The sequence below is a fragment of the Pedobacter nutrimenti genome (assembly GCF_003208655.1).
In the GTDB taxonomy this organism is placed as follows: domain Bacteria; phylum Bacteroidota; class Bacteroidia; order Sphingobacteriales; family Sphingobacteriaceae; genus Pedobacter; species Pedobacter nutrimenti.
On sequence record NZ_QKLU01000001.1, the window covers coordinates 1,041,352 to 1,059,134 of the forward strand.

General features: G+C 46.1%; 10 protein-coding genes. 1 reads left to right on the top strand and 9 read right to left on the bottom strand.

The annotated features are described in order from the left end of the window. The 8 genes from B0O44_RS04435 to B0O44_RS04470 form a co-directional block, all read right to left on the bottom strand. Positions 1-1,560, bottom strand: coding sequence for an arylsulfatase (locus B0O44_RS04435; RefSeq protein WP_245943585.1), 1,560 nt, complete (start codon positions 1,558-1,560; stop codon positions 1-3). Continuing rightward, positions 1,553-3,067: a sulfatase family protein gene (locus B0O44_RS04440; protein ID WP_110827449.1), complete on the bottom strand. Its 1,515-nt coding sequence runs from the start codon at positions 3,065-3,067 to the stop codon at positions 1,553-1,555. The genes B0O44_RS04435 and B0O44_RS04440 overlap by 8 nt, the downstream gene beginning before the upstream one ends. Beyond that, complete coding sequence (locus B0O44_RS04445) at positions 3,068-4,723, bottom strand: RagB/SusD family nutrient uptake outer membrane protein (RefSeq protein WP_245943586.1); 1,656 nt, start codon at positions 4,721-4,723, stop codon at positions 3,068-3,070. It lies immediately after the preceding gene. A gap of 8 nt (positions 4,724-4,731) precedes the next feature. Beyond that, entirely contained in the window at positions 4,732-8,124 is a 3,393-nt protein-coding gene (locus B0O44_RS04450; protein ID WP_110827450.1) for a SusC/RagA family TonB-linked outer membrane protein, read from the bottom strand. Positions 8,125-8,234: 110 nt separating this feature from the next. Beyond that, the gene (locus B0O44_RS04455) at positions 8,235-9,392 is read right to left on the bottom strand and encodes a FecR family protein (protein ID WP_110827451.1); all 1,158 of its coding nucleotides are present in this window, start codon (positions 9,390-9,392) and stop codon (positions 8,235-8,237) included. Positions 9,393-9,483: 91 nt separating this feature from the next. Next, on the bottom strand, positions 9,484-10,062 hold the full coding sequence (locus B0O44_RS04460) for an RNA polymerase sigma factor (RefSeq protein WP_110827452.1): 579 nt from the start codon (positions 10,060-10,062) through the stop codon (positions 9,484-9,486). 6 nt (positions 10,063-10,068) lie between these two features. Then, on the bottom strand, positions 10,069-12,165 hold the full coding sequence (locus tag B0O44_RS04465; RefSeq protein ID WP_211321312.1) for a sulfatase-like hydrolase/transferase: 2,097 nt from the start codon (positions 12,163-12,165) through the stop codon (positions 10,069-10,071). A 144-nt stretch (positions 12,166-12,309) separates the two neighbouring features. Beyond that, positions 12,310-13,440, bottom strand: a complete 1,131-nt coding sequence (locus tag B0O44_RS04470) for a formylglycine-generating enzyme family protein (protein ID WP_110827453.1) — start codon at positions 13,438-13,440, stop codon at positions 12,310-12,312. Positions 13,441-13,751: 311 nt separating this feature from the next. Here B0O44_RS04470 and B0O44_RS04480 point away from each other — a divergent pair, with 311 nt between their 5' ends. Continuing rightward, a complete protein-coding gene (locus B0O44_RS04480; protein WP_146229769.1) occupies positions 13,752-16,337 on the top strand; it encodes a hypothetical protein in 2,586 nt (861 codons plus the stop codon). Here B0O44_RS04480 and chrA read toward each other — a convergent pair. Next, entirely contained in the window at positions 16,323-17,651 is a 1,329-nt protein-coding gene (chrA, locus tag B0O44_RS04485) for a chromate efflux transporter (RefSeq protein WP_110827456.1), read from the bottom strand. The genes B0O44_RS04480 and chrA overlap by 15 nt on opposite strands. Positions 17,652-17,783 lie beyond the last annotated feature (132 nt).

The following is a 17,783-nucleotide window of genomic DNA, read 5'->3' on the forward strand; positions in this document are numbered from 1 at the left end:
CTATTTCTTAGGGCTGGCGCTATTGGTTTTCATTTTACTGTCCACAAACTCCCATTCATTGATGTGGGCAGACTGATGTTCTTTCTTTACAATTTCTTCCAGCTCCCGGATCAATCCGGGATATGCCGGGGCTAGGTTTAGCTGCTCGCTGATGTCCCTGCTCAGGTCAAAAAGCTGCCATTCAGCCTTTTTTTGTTTTTGCATATTCAGTTTAACGGCTTTCCACTTGCCCATGCGAATGGCGACTTGCCCCCCTTTTTCGGGATATTCGAAATAAAGGTAGGGCCGATTCTGTTGCCCGGCCGGCTTCCCAAGAAACGTGGGCAATAAAGAAATTCCATCGGGATGGACTGCCCTGGCACCACTGAGTTCCGCAAATGTCGGCATCATATCAAACTGAGCAGAAATCAGATCACTGCTTGTATTGGCTGGAACCTTTCCGGGCCAGCGCACAATAAAAGGTTCCCGGATCCCGCCTTCGAAAACATCCATTTTTAAACCCCTCAAATTGGCTACACTTTTGAAAAATGTGGCTTGAACGCCCCCGTTAAACGTGGTCCCGTTATCACTGGAAAACAGGATAATGGTATTTTCATCCAGTCCCAGTTGTTTAATTTTGTCCATCACCAGGCCAACCTGTTCATCCAGGTAGCTGATCATTCCCGCATAGGTAGACAAAGGATATTTACAGGGTGCATAGCCCTGCTGTCCATAATAAGGCTGTTCATCGAACTGGCCCAGATAAGGTTGAATGTAACGTTCGGGCACCTGCAGGGAAACGTGCGGCAAAGTATAGGCCATGTATAAAAAAAAGGGTCCCGAACGATGCTGTTCTATAAAAGCAAGTCCTTTGGAGGTCATCTTGTCGGGTGCATATTCCTTTCCTTTAAAACGTTCAAAATCGGCATCGGTTGCCCGGGCCGGGTCCAGTTTCTCATTGATGTCAAAAAAAGAATTATTCAGCGGCACCTGCTGATCATTTTCCCATAAATGGGTCGGGTAATAGTTCTGCGCCTGTTTCTGATCCAGATAACCATAGTAAAAATCAAAGCCCTGTTTTAAGGGAGATCCGGTGCTGTTGTTCATGCCCAGGCCCCATTTTCCAATCATCCCAGTCGCATACCCCGCATTTTTAAGCATTTTAGGTATGGTAAAAGTTCCTTCAGGCAAAGGCATTTGTCCACCTTCCTCCTCATCCCTGCTCCCTCCCATTCCGTAATTGCCCCGAATATAGGCATGCCCTCCATTTTTGCCCGTCATGAGCATGCAGCGGGCAGGCGCACAAACCGGTGCCCCTGAATAGTGCTGGGTAAATTTCATACCTTCCCGGGCCATCCGGTCCAGATGAGGTGTTTTTATTTTGGTCTGCCCATAAGGTCCTGTTTCTGCATAACCCAGGTCATCTGCATAGATGTAAATGATGTTGGGTTGTTTTTTAACGGCTTTAGCCGCCCGTTTTTGTGCAAAGGAAGCATTGGCGAAAGCCAGGAGCATAAAAGCCAATAAGCTCAAGCAGACCCGTATCTTTTTTTCTGGGGCACAAAGTAGGTCCTTATTCATGTGCGCTTTCCTTATTTTTTATCTTGTCCAGCAAGGCCTCCAGTTCCTTCACCTTCTCCGGATACTTTTCTGCAAGGTTATCCTTTTCAGCGACATCACTAACCAGGTTATACAATTGTGCTTTCTCGGAATTGCCTGTTTCTATCCCAACCAGCGCATCGTAACCGGCCCCTTTATTTGCCGGAATGTATTTCCATCCATCTTTGGTCACCGACAATGCCCCGCCTTGCAGCACCAGTTCGCTCCTTCCTTTCTTGTCTGTCCCCAAAAAAGCCCGCATCTGGTCTTCACTGTCTCCTGCTTCTTGTTTAAGGAGGGGCTGTTTCAATAGGCCCGCCAAAGAACGCAGCAAATCTACCTGCGACAACAGTGCATCCGATACGCCTGGTTTTATCTTGCCCGGCCAGTTTAAAATAAAAGGCATTCTGGTTCCCCCTTCCAACGCACTGTATTTTCCTCCTCTAAGGGGGCCCGCCGGAGTATGCCCGTTCAAAAGGCTTACCGCTTCATCCTGATAACCATCATCCAGTACAGGGCCATTGTCGCTGGTAAAAATAACCAGCGTATTTTTGGCGATTCCCTGGGCCTCCAGTTCTTTGATCACTTCACCGACCACCCAGTCCAGTTGTAAAATGGCATCACCCCTTGCCCCCAAACCACTTTTATCTTTAAACATCGTGGCCGGTACTCTTGGAACATGCGGCTCGGTCAATGCCAGATATAAAAAGAAGGGCGTTTTCCGGTTTCTGGAGATAAAATCTTGTGCGCGGGCCAAAAAAGTATAGGAAAGCTCTTCATCTGCCCATCGCGCCATTTTTCCACCGCTCATGTACCCAATCCTGCCAATCCCGTTAACAATCGTATTGTCATGTCCTTGTCCCGGCGAACTTTTCATCTTCAGCAGCTCAGGATGTTCTTTTCCGGTTGGATCGTTCCCCACTTTATTTTTATAATCAACCGCAATCGGGTCCTTTGCATCCAATGCCACCACCGAATGGTTTTCTAAAAACACGGTCGGCACCCGATCGGCAGTAGCCGGAAAAATAAAAGAATAGTCAAAACCAACTTCATTGGGGCCGGGTTTGATGTCCTGGTTCCAGTCCTTTTCTACTTTTTCCCCAAGCCCCAAATGCCATTTTCCAACAATTGCAGTCTGGTATCCTGCCTGCTTAAATACCCCGGGCAGGGTCTTCTTATCGGTAGGGACAATTAAAGCTGCATCTCCAGGTAAAATCCGTGTTCCTTTCCTTCTCCATGGATATTGTCCGGTCATCATGGCATACCTGGAAGGCGTACAGGTTGCTGAAGTAGAGTGTCCATTGGTCAACCTTAATCCGGTCGAGGCCAGGCGGTCGAGGTTCGGCGTGTGTATTTTGGTAGCCCCGTAACAACTCAGATCTCCGTAACCCAGATCATCGGCACAGATCAGGATCACATTTGGTTTTTGCTGTGCAACCGCAGGGAGGCCCAGGCAGAGCGCAGCGAGCAGAAATAACAATGGCTTCATTTATTTGAGATTTGGATTAATATTTACTTCAGATTGCGGAACCGGCCATAATTCATCCATTCCGACCCGGAAGGCTTTGGAAGTCACGTACCAGCGTCCATAGGGATCTATCACCGTTCCTTTTTTTCTTAAATTTACAGCTTTTGGAAAAGCAGCACCGTAAAAATCTCCCTTTAACACCTGACCTATGGTCTTCCAGCGGAGCAGGTCCCAATAACGCAGGCCTTCCAGGGCCAGTTCATTTCTTCTTTCCCGTCGTAAAATTACCCTTAAAAGTGATGGATTGGTTTCTGTTACCCTGGGCATGTTTACGCTCGCCCTTCCCCTTACTTTATTGATGGTCTGGTCCAGCAGGGTCTGATCTATGGCATCACCCGATTCCAGTTTGGCCTCCAGATAACTCAGCAAGACTTCTGCATAACGGACAATGGGCAAATCAATTCCTGAATTTTGCAAATCACCTCCTGAAAACACCTCACTGTTAAACTTTTTCAGCAGGTAACCTGTACGGGTTGCCTGTTTGGTGAGGGTAAGCTGGTCTGCAGAAGAAGCATCGTCGGGGTTGCTGTTGTAAATGATATTTTTAAAGGTCCTTCCATTATACAGTACCGTATATTTTAACCTCGGGTCACGGTTTTGGCCAGGGTCTGCGGCATTATATCTGGGATCGGCAAAAGAAAATGGCGTACCATCGGTAAATTCATAAGACTCGACCAGGCTGCTCAGTGGACAATCCAGGGCAAAACCACCTAATTTAGCCGGATAATTGTGCTGCAACATGGAATTCGGGGCAAGGTCCTGCAGGTACTGGGTCGCAAAAATAATTTCCCTGCTACTTTCATTCGCACCATTAAACAAACCCTCAAAATCGGGATCAATGCTATTGTCATTCAGATCTATGATCTGTTTGTAACAGGCCGCCGCCTCTGCAAATTTCTGTTCTCCAAGATAGGTCCTGCCCAAAAACGCAAGCGCCGCCTGCTGGGTGGCCCTGCCTCTTTCCGTACCAGCCAAAACACTTTGTTTTGGCAGCAGGGCTGCCACCGCCTTAAATTCCGATTCTGCATAAGCCTGCACCTGTTCTTTTGTGGCTTTTGTAACCGAATTTGCTTCTGTTAAAGAAAGTGTTTTTTGGACCAGGGGTACTGCACCAAAGTACTGCGAAAGGTAAAAATACTGGCAGGCACGGATAAACCTGGCCTCGGCCGACATCCTTGAAATTTTTGCCGCATCGATCTGCGCCTTATTTATATTTTCCAGAAAGTAATTGCACCTGGCGATCCGGTTGTAACTCAGGCTCCAGTAATTGCCCAGATAGCTATTGGTGGCATCCAGGGTGCCGTTGGTCAACCTGTTGAATCCGGAATTATCCCCTCTGCGGTCATAAGCATTATCTGTAGCCAGTTCCAGAAACAACAGCCCATGATAAGACCACCAGTCTGTAGCAGAATATTCTGCGCTCGTTGGGTTCACGGCCATTTGAATATTGCCCCTGTATACCCCGGTCAGGGCAAGCATAATGTTTTGCTCGGTTGTCCAGAAAGTGGCACTTGAAAACTGGTCTAGGGGTGCCCGGTCTAGGTCCTTCCGGCAGGAAGCAGTTATGGATAAGGCCACAATGGCCATAAATATATTTTTGTATACTTTTTTCATCATCAGAACCATTAAAAGTTAACATTTAAACCCAGCGTATATACTGCCAAAATGGGATAATAGCTTCCCCCCGTATTGATTTCGGGGTCCCAGCCTTTGGGATATTTACTAAAAGCCAAAGGGTTCTGGGCCGTTGCATACACCCGCAGCCCGGCAATGCCATAATTTTTCAGCAACCTGTCGGAAAACTTATAACCAAGCTGTATGTTCCGCACTTTCAGGTAACTTCCATCGAGCATCCAGAATGAAGAGGTCAGCGTATTTCCTGTGCCGGTATTTGAAATCGCTTCCAGGCGCGGGTATTTAGCATTTGGGTCCGGATTTGAAACCGACCAGTGGTTGTCTGCCTGATAACGCTGAATATTGCCATTTTGATAAAATGCCCAGCCTGCGTAATTGTTCAGGTAACCGCTTACCCCTGTAACAGCCTGCAAAAGTATGCTCAGGTCAAAATTCCTGTAACCGGCAGACAAATTAAGCCCATAGGTGTATTTTGGGATCTGGCTGCCCAGAACTGTACGGTCATAGGTTGCATCTACTTTTCCATCTGGAACCCCATTAGGCCCACTGATGTCCATGTAGCGGATGTCACCCGGCTTCACATTAGGATTAATGCCTTTCTGGTTGGCATAATTGTCAATACTCGCCTGGTCTTTAAAAAGACCATCTGTTTTATAACCATAATAAATGTTCATCGGATAACCGATAAAAAGGGAAGAACCGTTTCCAACCATTCCATTGAGCTGGCTAATGTTTCCCACCCCCAAATCAAGTACTTTATTGTTGATGATGCTGAAATTTCCGTTCAACCCATAGGTGAACTCCCCGATGTTGTTTTTATAATCCAGACTAAACTCCCAGCCTTTATTGCTCAGCTTTCCGGAGTTCTGAACACCAACGCCAAAACCAAGCACATTGGAAACACTCGCTGCCGGGCTCACCAGAATATCATAGGTATAACGGTCAAAGTAGGTCGCACTGAAACCTAATTTTCCTTTAAAGAATGTACCGTCTATTCCCATGTCCCTGGTCCTGGTCGATTCCCATTTAATGGTCGGGTCAACCAGTGTGGTATTGGCCAGACCGGTAGAGAGTACATTTCCAAAAGGGTAATTGTAACCTGAACTGAACACATCCTGATAACTGTAATTCCCAATGTTCTGATTGCCCAGGGTACCGTAGGATGCTTTCAGCTTAAGGTCTGTCAGCCAGCTGATCTTATCTTTCATAAAAGCTTCATCGGATATCCTCCAGCCAATGGCGGCAGCTGGGAAGGTTGCATATTTAGAGTTCGCAGGAAACCTCGAGGAACCATCGTACCTTAAGGTAAATTCGGCCAGATAACGGTTTTGGTAATTGTAATTTAACCTTCCGAAATAAGAGTCCAGGGCATATTCAGCTGCTGTTCCTCCATTTTTTTGTGTACTGGCATCCCCGGCATTCAACTGTGTAAGCGTGTTGCTGTTGAATCCTGTCCGGTTTGCAGACATGGAAGCTGCGCGGTTAAATTCATAAGAATGACCGGCCAGTATCCCAAATTCATGTTTGCCGGCCTGCTTTTTATATTCGGCCAGCTGCTGGAAAGTTTTATAAGCATTGTTCACATTGCCCTGGTTGAGGCTTCCCGGACCAAGGGTCACTGTACTGTTTAAACGCTGGTTGGATAAAAACCGCTGATCATTGCCTGTCAGTTGGGTATATCCGCCAATAACGGAAAGTTTAAGGTCTTTTAAGGGCTCCCATTCCAGGCGCAGGTTAGCCAAAAGATCAGTTTGACGGTTTTTGTAAAACGATTCATTGTCAAAATAAGAAACCGGTGTCCCTTTGGCGACCACGCCAAGTCCATAATCGCCGTTACTCAGCTTACTGGGATAAATTGCAGGAACACGGACCACCTGGCTGATGTTGGTCAGCATATCCGTCCAGTCTAAAGTAGCTGGCGGAGCGGGCTGGTTGTCTTCATACCTGGCACCAGACAAGCGGCTGATCAGTTTCAGATTGGAAGCCAGCTGATTGGTCATGTTCAGCCGCAGGTTGTAGCGGGTATAGTCATTTTTTTCTACGATGCCGTTCTGGTACAGATATCCCGCAGACAACATATACGTTGTACCGGGCGTACTATTGGATATGGCCAGGTTGTGGGCGGTCTGAAAAGTCGACTTTTTCAAAACTTTCCGGATGTAATTTTCATTCGGATAATTATCCGGATCAGAGCCATCCCTGAACTTCTGAATCTGATCGGCAGTATAAGAGCCCGGAATGGCCTCGTTCATTAAAGTGGCATACTCCCAGGAGTCTACAAAATCGGGATAAGCTGTGGCCCGCTGCGAGCCGACATAGCCATTGTAATTGATCCTTAGTTTTCCCTGGGCATCAGTCCCTGTTTTGGTCGTGACCAGAATAACCCCGTTGGCTGCCCTGGAACCATAAATTGCAGCCGTTGAGGCATCTTTCAGTACCGAAATACTGGCCACATCATTTGGGTCTATATCATTAAAGGAGTTCACCGGCAAACCATCGACCAGAATAAAAGCATTAGCCGTTGCACCGAAAGAACCTACTCCCCGGATCTGTATGCCTGCCCCTGCCTGCCCGGGTTGCCCGCTCCTTTGGATCAGTGTTACCCCCGGCAGCTGTCCGGTCAATACATTTGATAAAGAAGAAACCGGACGGTTGTTGATGTCCCTGGCATTGAGCTGGGAGACCGAACCAATAAGTGTCGATTTTTTTTGTGACCCGTAGCCCACGACCACAATATCATTTAAAGTAGAAACCACAGGTTCCATACGGATGGACATGGGTTCATTAAAAACCGCCTTGAGCTGTCTGCTCTGATAGCCAATATAGGATACCTGAAGCATTGCATTTTCAGATACCCCCCGCAGGAAAAATGTGCCGTTAACATCTGTTGTTGTGCTTAAACCCTGATCGAGCACCTTAATACTGGCCCCTGGAAGGGGCAATCCCTTCTCATCGAGTACCTTGCCCTGTACATCGGCTTTTACCTGCTCAGTCACCCGGACCTGCGCAGCATATTCTTTTTTCTGGATGATGATTGTTTTGTTGTTGACTGTATAGGTTAAAGGCTGGTTTTTAAAGGTTTGCTCCAGCGTTTTATAAATATCCTGCTGTTCCACAGTGATGTCCACCGGCCTGGAATAGGCCAAAACATTATTTGCAAAAATGAAAGTATAACCACTTTGCTTTCTAATCTTCTTCAATACTTCTTTGAGGCTGGCCGCACGCGCTTTCAGGGTGATGTACTGTCCGGCAGCACTGAAACTTATTTGCAAAAACAGCGTGCAGGTCAGTATAAAAGTCAGGAACATTCTCATCATGGTATACCGTATTAATTTTGAACAGGCACAGCGGGGCCTGCCTGGTTTATTGCTGGTAAAATTCATACATTTGGTTTGTTAAGTTGGTTGATTGTTATTACGCATTTGCTTTCGCCCGCTTAGTCTTTAAAACCGGAGGCGCTCGAACGCCCCCGGTCTTTACCAAGCCTAAATTTTCAATTACTGACCATGATCCTCCTTCCGTTAAGTGTAAAATTGAGTTGTGTAGTTAAGTGCAATACATCAAGTACCTGATTGATGTCCTTAAATTTAGAGACGGAGCCATCCAGTACGATCCGGTCAAAGTTTCCGTCGTAGCCGACCTCTACATTATACCATCTTCCAATTTTTCGGAGTGCGGTTTTCAGGTCCACATCATCAAAGACAAAATAACCGTTTTTCCAGGCCAGGGCTTCTTCCACATCAGCTTGTTGTACCAGAAGCTTTCCTTTGCCCAGTTTACACTCCTGGCCCGGCTTTAAAAGTGCAGAATAATGCTCCGGATCCTGCCCGCTGGAAACTTTTACGCTTCCCTCCACTAAAGTTGTTCTGGCCTCCTCCTCGTCGGGGTAAGCATTTACATTAAAATGTGTACCCAGCACTTCCACCAGCTGGTGTTCTGTTTTAACCTGAAAAGGCCTCTTTTTATCCTTGGCCACCTCGAAGTAGCCTTCCCCTTTCAATTCTACTTTTCTTAATGTACCCGCAAAAGCAAGGGGATATTTCAAAGAAGAGCCGGCATTCAGCCATACTTTTGTACCATCGGCCAGAATGACCTGATATTGCCCGCCCATTGGCGTTTCTATGGTATTGTACAACAAGGAGGCATCTTCACTTTTCTTTTGACCCGAAGTCGAAACCTTGTACAACAGCTGGCCATCGGAGAGTTTCAGGATCTCAATCCCCTGATTTTTTGCCAGTTCTCCGTTTCCACGCTGATCGAGTATGACTTTTTTACCATTTGACAAAGTCAGCACCGCCCTGTTCCCTCCCGGAACAACCAAATCGGCATTTTTCAAATAATCTGGGCGGTTACCATTTGTCTTGTACACATAAAATCCGGCTGCAAAAACCAGCAACAAGGCAGCCACTGCGCCCAGTTTAAAATAGGCGTAAGGCCTGGTGTCCATCTTTCTGGCACCTTGCTTCCCCTGCCGGGCGGATATCGCTTCCCAAAGCTGCTGTTTGACCTGAGCGAGTTCCTGTTCTTCTATAACAGGCCCCTTTTTCCGGCCTTCTGCCAGGTACCAGCTTTCCAGAAGCCGTACTTCTTCAGGGCTGCAGCGGCCCTGCCGGTATTTTTCTAATAAACTGATGAATTCTGTGTTTTCCATAGGGATATCCGGCGTATATAATGTTAAGACGGATCAGCACAGCCCTGGTATGAGAAAAAAATAAAAAAAATTGCGCAGCCCCGGCAGCTGGCTATTTATATAGAAAACATGCTATAAGGGCTAGGATACCCACTTTCAAACGAAGGATGCGAATGGCATTTCCAATCTGGCTTTTAATGGTATGCTCGGTGATGCCCAGATGAGTTGAAATTTGTTTATGTGACATATAATGTCTTCTGCTGAGTAAAAAAACTTCCCTCATTTTTGGAGGAAGCAGTTCGATTTCACTTTCTATAATGGATTGCAGTTCCTTTTGACGGATCTGTTCTTCAGGAATGACTATATTTTCACGTGCAAATTCATTAAAGGATTCCAGGTGGCGGTTCACCACTTTCCGGTGCCGGATGTTGTCCAGCACCATATTACGAACAGATTTATATAGGTACGCCGACAAAGAGCAATGAAAATCCAATCCGGAAAACTGCTCAAAAAGACGAAAAAAAAGATTTTGTACAATGTCCTTGGCTTCTTCGTCATGGTGCAGCATTTTCCGCGCATGTAAAAAAAGTACAGACCAGTACCGGTCGTAAATTTGCGAAAAGGCCTTTTCTTCTCCCTGTTTGACCAGCTGGACCAATTCCACATCGGAAAGTTTCGAATAATCACGCATAACCCACTAATTACGCTTATTTAAATGATAAAACTGGAGCACTTGTCCTTCGCCCTGACCACCCAGCGACAGCACAGGGGCAACAGCCCCTGTAAAAACTGCATTTAAAGTAATTTTATGGAAGCCCTTGCCCAAACGAACTTTTTGTGCCTTTAGCTCCCCGGGTGCATAAGCAAAATCTGCATCGATCAAGGTGGCCTCATGCAAGCGTACAAATGCCTTTCCGCTGGTTTTCAAAGAGAAAGTATACGCTCCGTCCTGCGGGACCTTTACATAAGCCTCATAGCTCAACAGCCCTTTTTTTCCAGCCCACTCCCTGCCCTGAACCGAATCCACTTTCCCCGTTTTCAATGGTTTTAAACCGTCTGTATTCCCCACATATGCGAAATTTCCGGGATAATATTTCCACAGCAGGCCCGGCTGCATGTTGGCATCGACCTGATCTGCAGGTACCAGCGCATTGTCGTAAGGCCTCGGACTTTCGGTGTCGGCCCTTCTGCGCTGCAACACCTTGTTTTTCATCTGCTGCTGTATTTGATCATAACCAGGTTTCAGGGCCAGGTTACTGGTTTGTTTAGGGTCTGTAACTACGTTATAGATTTCAAAATTATCCTCAGCCCCGGTAATCCCGTAGCGTACGCCCACCAGGTCACCCAGGCGGATCATTTGCATTTGCCCTCTTTTACGGTTACGGCGGCCAGCTTCAAATTCTTTAAAACCGGGCGTTTTGCCAGCTTCAAAATATTCCACATAAACCTGCGAAGAATCCTGCGGGCCTTTGCCTGTCAGGACTGGGAGCAAAGAGACGCCGTCCATGCGCACAGGTACAGCAAGTCCGGCGGCCCGGGCAAAGGTAGGTGCCCAATCGGACAGCATAGACGGTGTATTGATCATTTTATTCGCTGCAATACGGCCCGGCCATACGGCAATCCCGGGCATCCTCAGCCCACCTTCCCAGCAATCCCTTTTAATTCCATCAAATGGGCCGTAGCTGGCAAAAAAAGTCGGTTCATTGGGCGCGAAACCTTTGGGAAGATAAGATTCTATAGAAGGGCCATTATCGGAAGTAAAAACCACCAGTGTATTCCCCTCAATATGCAGGTCCACCAGCAATTGCCGGATGTCGCCAATGGCATCATCAATACGCCGCACCGCTGTAGCGTATCTTTTAAAAGTATCCGGCCAGGGAACCTCAGGGCTAAGGGGATCGTGGTCATCATCGTAAGTTGCGTTCCCGTATTCGGGATACAGGTAACTGTCAATATGGCCCGAAGCGGTGTTGATCATTTGCCCCTTTTTTCCCAGCCATTGCAGTCCGCCATGCAAACCACCGCCTTTAGGATAAGCTTGTGTGGGCAATTCCAGTACCGCATGTGGTGCATCATAGGCCAGGTACATAAAAAAGGGCTGGTTACTTTTGTTCCGGTGACTGGTGATCCATTTTTTTGCAGCAGCTGTCCATAAATCAGTGGTATAACATTTTTCAAGTCCTGCGCTGACCTCTTCATTGCCGCTCCATACTTCTTTTTTACCCCGGTACAAACCTTCAAAAGGATAATGTTCATGTCCGTCCGAATGGCGCACATACCCAAAATAATCATCAAAACCTCTTTTTAAAGGATAGCCAGGCCAGCTTGCCGGTCCAGTCCCTGTTTGACCTTGCAGCCCCCATTTACCTATGGCAACGGTTTTATAGCCTCCGGCCTGGAGCACACTGGCAACAGTATGGTTATTTTCCAGCATTTTATCAAACTGATTGTCCCGTACCACCGCATTGCCCTGATGGACACCCGTTAAAAAGGAAGCTCTGGAAGGAGCACAGACGGGCGCATTGGCATATTGTTGTGTAAAACGGGCACCCTGGGCAGCCATCTGATCAAGATGAGGCGTAAGCTGGTAAGGCAGGCTCCTGTCTCCGGATTTTTGACGCTGCGCCTGAAAAAACACCCCAATATCCCCAAACCCAAGATCATCTGTCAATATAAAAATCACATTGGGCTTCTGCTGTGCCTTTAAAGATCCACTGGACAGGCAAAGCAACAGCGGCACCCACAAAGGCCAGGCCCGGCTTTTCAGCATGTTTCGTGTTTCAACCTTATCCATACCTCTACATCTTTATTTGGTTTAAACCCCAAGGGGCTTAAAAACGAATTTATTGAAAAAGCCTCCCTTAGTATTTTTATTCTGAGCGCAACCGTTTGCATATAAAATCCTTATCCAATAAGGATCTGCAAATCAAAAACCCGTTTACAAAGATTTAACACAACGAAAACCGGTATTCTCCAAAGCAGAATCCGGCGACGACTTCATCCGGGAAGAAACCCGGTATCCTTTACAATAAGATGCATTGCACATATAAGAGCCACCACGGCAAACTTTTTTGGGCGTATTGGGTTCTTCAGGATCGTAACTGGTTGAAGGGCCCTTAGGATCTATACTTAATTTACCTTTCGCTTTTTGATAATAATCAGGCCTGTACCAATCCGAAACCCATTCCCATACATTACCGGCCATGTCATAAAGACCATAAGCATTTGGCGCAAAAGACTTTACTTTTGCCAGCCCGCTATACTGGTCCCAGACAGTATTTTTATCCGGAAAATGTCCCTGCCAGGTATTGGCTTTGGGTTTTCCCTTTTCTATATCTTCGGACCCCCATGGAAAATCCTGTTTTTGTAAACCACCTCTGGCCGCATATTCCCACTGGGCCTCCGTAGGCAGTCTTTTACCCGCCCAGCGGGCATAGGCATTTGCATCTTCCCAGGAAACCTGTACGACCGGTAAATGCTCTTTTCCTTTGATATTGCTGGTGGGTCCCTGCGGATGCTTCCAGCTTGCCCCTTTGGTCCAGCTCCACCATTGTGCCGCATTGTCCAGCGCTACAGGATGTGCCGGTGGTGTAAAAGTAAGTGCGGCAGGGACCAATACCTCATCAGCGGGCCTGGGGGTTCCGGGTGGCAGCTGTTTTTTAATCTCTTCCCAGTCCGGTTTCCGCTCCGCCTGGGTGAGGTAACCGGTTTCCTCTACAAAACGGGCAAATTGTGCGTTGGTCACTTCGGTTTCATCCATATAAAAATCAGGGATCCGGACCTTATGCAGGGGGTATTCGTCCTCCCTGCCCTCCGCATTGGCAGAACCCATCTCAAAGTCTCCGCCTTTAATCAATACCATCCCAATGTGTTTGTGATCAGAAACTGTAAGGGGAATACTTTTTTCCTTGCCCGCCCCTGGCCCATACCGGGAAGGCATGCCCGCATGACAGCTGGCCACCGCATCTTTACCCGCAGAACGCCGGGTCAGGTCTTGCTGTTGTTTTGCAGCAGGCCTGCAGGAAAACAACAGCAACAAGACATAAACGGTATTTCTTATCGGCTTCATTTGAAATTTATTGAATAAAAAAAGTGTTGTACAAAAGACTGCAGCAGCAATATATCTTACACAAACATCAGAATAGTAATTTTAATTTACGCAAACGTTTGTTTAACCCTAACCTGCAAAGATAAAATTCATAAATTATTCTTTTTTTTTGGCGCCGGATCTTTTTTTATAACAGCAGCAAACAGTAAAGCGGAAAATCTGACCAGTTTTCCGAAGGTAAAATTTTCTTCGAAACACTTACTGTGTTTCCAGCCATTTTTATTAAATTTATACGTTAACCGTTTATTAAAGCCACCATTGACCGCTCTCCAATGTTTAGCCACCTGTCCTCTCAAGAAAAGCGTTTATCGTCCGCCTCTGCCCATCATACAGGGTCCGGGGGACGCTCCTTACCTTCACCACAAACATTGTCAGGTGCCCCTATCCAGTTTACCCTCGAAGATGCCCAGCGTAAATGGGACCAGTGGTATAGGTCTCCCAATGTGGAAGAGGAAAAAATAAGGCAATATATACAGGCAAAAAAGAGGGGTTGGGCCATCCTTAAAAGGGAGCTGAACAAGGAACCAGTACAGCCTGAGGGAATGATTGAAGAGGTCCAGGAAGAACATGATGAAAATTCAATGCAGGTGACTGGCGAGCAAGGCCATGACATGCAGGATGAACATGACGAAAATTCAATGCAGGTGACCGACGATCAGCCTGACTTTCAAATTCATCCTGATGATCAGGAAACCTATGATGATATTGTTGACAAGCAATCCAAACCGATCAGTGAGCGTTCCCAAAAACTGGAAACCGATATACGTAAGTTTAACGCTGTAGCTATTCGTTCAGGAAATGCCACCAAGGACGGGCATCATCAAGTGGCCATACCCCTGAATACTTTCTTCAAAAAAAATGCGCCACCAGGTTACAATACCTCCTCCGAAAATGAAAAAGATGATGATCAAGAGGAGGAAACTGAAGGCAATACATATCAGTACGATGTTCAATATGAAAGAGATTTCTCGTTCGGGTTATCGGGAGACCCGCTCAACAAACGAAGAGAGAAAACAGATTATTTCAGGGCCCCTTTTGCACATAAGCATGTGCTTCGTGAAACGCATGAAAAAAGTTTAAGCAAATATTTAAAGACAGAGCTTCCCCATAAGAGTAAAGAAATTGGGGGCAAACAGGTTTATGTCAGCTTCTACGTGGAGGAAGCTCCTGGAAACAAACTCAAAATTACCGGTCCGGAGGGCTCTTATGACAATGAGAAAATGCTGGGCTCCAGGTCCGGAAAAACAGTCGTACAGCGCAGGATCAATGTTGCAGGGCATCAGCTGATTCTGTGGGTTAATGCAGATAGCGCTGGTCATCAGTCCCGGTACAATGCCAGTGCCATAGTCCCTAATCTGGTACAATATGAGCAGATTATGAGCGCATTAAAGATGAATTCCACAGTCGATGTGGACCCTTCGGTTAATATTGAAGAAAAATCATTTCGTTCAGATACACGTAAAGCAGTTTTAGGCACCAAACCTGAAGCATTACCCAGCGCCAATTATAAACAGGAGGTATTGGACAACAGAAGGCAACTGGTGACAGAGGTTTCAAACACCATTAACACTCAGGTAAAGAATCAATACATGCGGGCCATTACTTCTCAAACTCAACAGGATTTTATTCAGTATCCCTGCCTGGTGCTTGAACCACTGCCGAACTACACCCTTGAATTTGGCGGATTGGCGAAAGAAATGATGGATGAATTAAAAAAGAAAATTGTTTTCACCTTCCACAATACTTATTCGATCAGTTTCGCCAATCGCGCCAGTTTCGGCTTTGCTTACCCCACTGTAGGAGATGTAGGCGTAAGCATCCGGATTTGGCCCGGCCTTATTCCTTCGGCAACATTTTCCCATATGATCCTGAAAGTCCTTAAAATAGCCGGCTTATTGGACAATAAATTTGAAAATAAATTTGATGGCAAAGAAGATAAAGGTGCACCACTTGTTCTTGCCCTAAAATTGGCCATAATAAGGGCAAAGGAAAGATTTCGCCGTTATCAGGAAATAAAACAGTCCAAAGGGAGCAACAACCTGGTCGAAAAAGACACTTATAAATGGGTGAACAACCGCATTACCTCGAATGTGATCAAGGCTGAAACGCTGGTCATTGCATTGGCAAAAAAACCTGGCGATCTGGATTTAATTAAACGGGCCATCCGTACTTTGGAAAACCTAAATGAATATGAACAGGTTCAGGCAGGTGTTGAAGAACAGCAACATGAAGGTCCTGAACCGGAAAGAAAACTGAGCCTCTCTACTACATTTAAATTGCGTTCTGTAAACAGGACTGTGCAGGATTATGAACTGGTCAGTGAAACCATATGCAGTTCGGGTATGGATGCTTACCGTAAGGCCTTAGAAACCATTGGGCATACCCAAACAGACTCTTCCAGGCTGTATTTTGAAACCTCAAAAGTAAACAAAACCATAGCCAACAATTCCAAGGGTCTTGTAAAATCCGGATCGGTTACCAAAATGCAAGACCCTTCTTATAACTTTGTCAGTCATAAAGACTTAACCAGTGACATTTCCTACGAATGGGAAAAGGACAATGGTTATCCTGGCGTTCACATTTACGATCTGACCAATACCCCGATTGATGTCGCTATTTCTAAAGCCAGTCCGGGAACGCCCAGTGTCATTGTTCTTTTTGAAAGCCTGTCCAAACATTTTCAGTTTGGCATGGATAAAACGACCATAGGCCGGTTAATTGTTTATGTGAAAACATCCAGAAAAAACCAGGAAAGAGTAACCTTACTGACCAATAAGTTCAAACAACTTCAGGACGCGCCCATGCCCAATTATTTCCTGAACCATATGGCGCTCCAAAATGACTTATTTGGTGAATAAAATTGACAAAAACCCATACAGGACACTCAATAAGATCAGATAAATCACATTCCACCTAAACTTAAACAGCAACACCATTGATACCACCACCCATATCAGTGCTGTGAGATCTATTTTACTCCAGGTTAAAACACCCGGGAACAATACCTGCCTGCCCAAAAACAGGGTTAAGTTCAGGATCACCCCCACCACTGCGGCAGTAACAAAACCAAGGACATCTTTAATCAAAGCATTTTCCCTGCTTTTCTCCAGCAGCGGTCCTCCTACAAAAATAAATAGAAAAGAGGGCAGAAAAGTATAAAAAGCGGTGGCCAAAAGTCCAATACCTCCCATCATTAAAGATCCTCCAAAATGGTTAAAACCAGCCATAAAACCGACGTAACAAACCACAATGATCAGGGGTCCAGGCGTGGTTTCGGCCAAAGCAAAACCATCGACCATCTGCGATTTACTTAACCAGTTAAACTTGGATACACTAAACTGGGCTACATAGGGCAATACCGTATAAGACCCCCCAATGGTAAACAGGGCTGTTTGGGTAAAAAACAGGATGAGTCCGTTCCAGAATGTAAAATCACCAGCCCAGAAGTAAAAGGCCGTCCATGGTAATGCCCACAGCGCTATAAAAAACGCCACTTGCTTGAGCAGCAACTTCACACTAAAATGTTTTCCCGGTCCGGGAGAAGTTTGATTGATATAGTAGTCCTGTTCACTGGCCTGTTCCACCTCCTGCCCCGCGGCCCCTCTGTATATTAATGCCGGCCAGGACCAGCGGATCAACAAGGCCAGAACGATGGTCCCAAGGATAATGTAGGGCATGGGCATATTAAAAAAGAAAATACAGCAAAAGGCCAGTGCAGCCAAAACATAATGCAGCACAGTGTGTAGGGCCTTGCGGCCCACGCTCCATAGTGCATGGAGCACAATAACCACAACCGCAGGCTTTAAACCGCTAAAAATGGCATTCATCCAGGATTGTTGACCATAGGTCACATAGACCAGGCTCAATCCCAGCAGGATAAACATAGAAGGAAGGATAAAAAACAAACCAGCCAATATCCCGCCCTTTTTCCCATGGAGCTGCCAGCCGATGTAAATGGCCACCTGCTGTGCTTCCGGCCCCGGCAAAAGCATACATAAACTCAGTGCATGGAAAAACCTGCTGGCTGAAATCCATTTCTTTTTCTCCACCAAAAAATTATACATGATGTGCACATGGCCCAATGTTCCGCCGAAACTGATCCAACCCAGTTTAAACCAAAATGTTAAAGCTTCTTTAAAGGACGGTTCGGGTAATTTATTATTTTTATGCATACAGATAAATCAGGATAAACAAAGCCTGATTTTAAGACCTAGCTGTGGCCATTTTGGTAAGTAAAAAACTTGCATTTTTATCCCTATAAATTTACAAAAAATAAGCCTTAAAACCATCAAAAACCTCATAAA

Excerpts from the sequence above, each read along its gene's own strand:
- B0O44_RS04460 (WP_110827452.1), bottom strand. The coding sequence starts at position 10,062 with ATGCGTGATTATTCGAAACTTTCCGATGTGGAATTGGTCCAGCTGGTC.
- B0O44_RS04435 (WP_245943585.1), bottom strand. The coding sequence starts at position 1,560 with ATGAATAAGGACCTACTTTGTGCCCCAGAAAAAAAGATACGGGTCTGC.
- B0O44_RS04450 (WP_110827450.1), bottom strand. The coding sequence starts at position 8,124 with ATGAATTTTACCAGCAATAAACCAGGCAGGCCCCGCTGTGCCTGTTCA.
- B0O44_RS04445 (WP_245943586.1), bottom strand. The coding sequence starts at position 4,723 with ATGATGAAAAAAGTATACAAAAATATATTTATGGCCATTGTGGCCTTA.
- B0O44_RS04465 (WP_211321312.1), bottom strand. The coding sequence starts at position 12,165 with ATGGATAAGGTTGAAACACGAAACATGCTGAAAAGCCGGGCCTGGCCT.
- B0O44_RS04480 (WP_146229769.1), top strand. The coding sequence starts at position 13,752 with ATGTTTAGCCACCTGTCCTCTCAAGAAAAGCGTTTATCGTCCGCCTCT.
- B0O44_RS04440 (WP_110827449.1), bottom strand. The coding sequence starts at position 3,067 with ATGAAGCCATTGTTATTTCTGCTCGCTGCGCTCTGCCTGGGCCTCCCT.
- chrA (WP_110827456.1), bottom strand. The coding sequence starts at position 17,651 with ATGCATAAAAATAATAAATTACCCGAACCGTCCTTTAAAGAAGCTTTA.
- B0O44_RS04470 (WP_110827453.1), bottom strand. The coding sequence starts at position 13,440 with ATGAAGCCGATAAGAAATACCGTTTATGTCTTGTTGCTGTTGTTTTCC.
- B0O44_RS04455 (WP_110827451.1), bottom strand. The coding sequence starts at position 9,392 with ATGGAAAACACAGAATTCATCAGTTTATTAGAAAAATACCGGCAGGGC.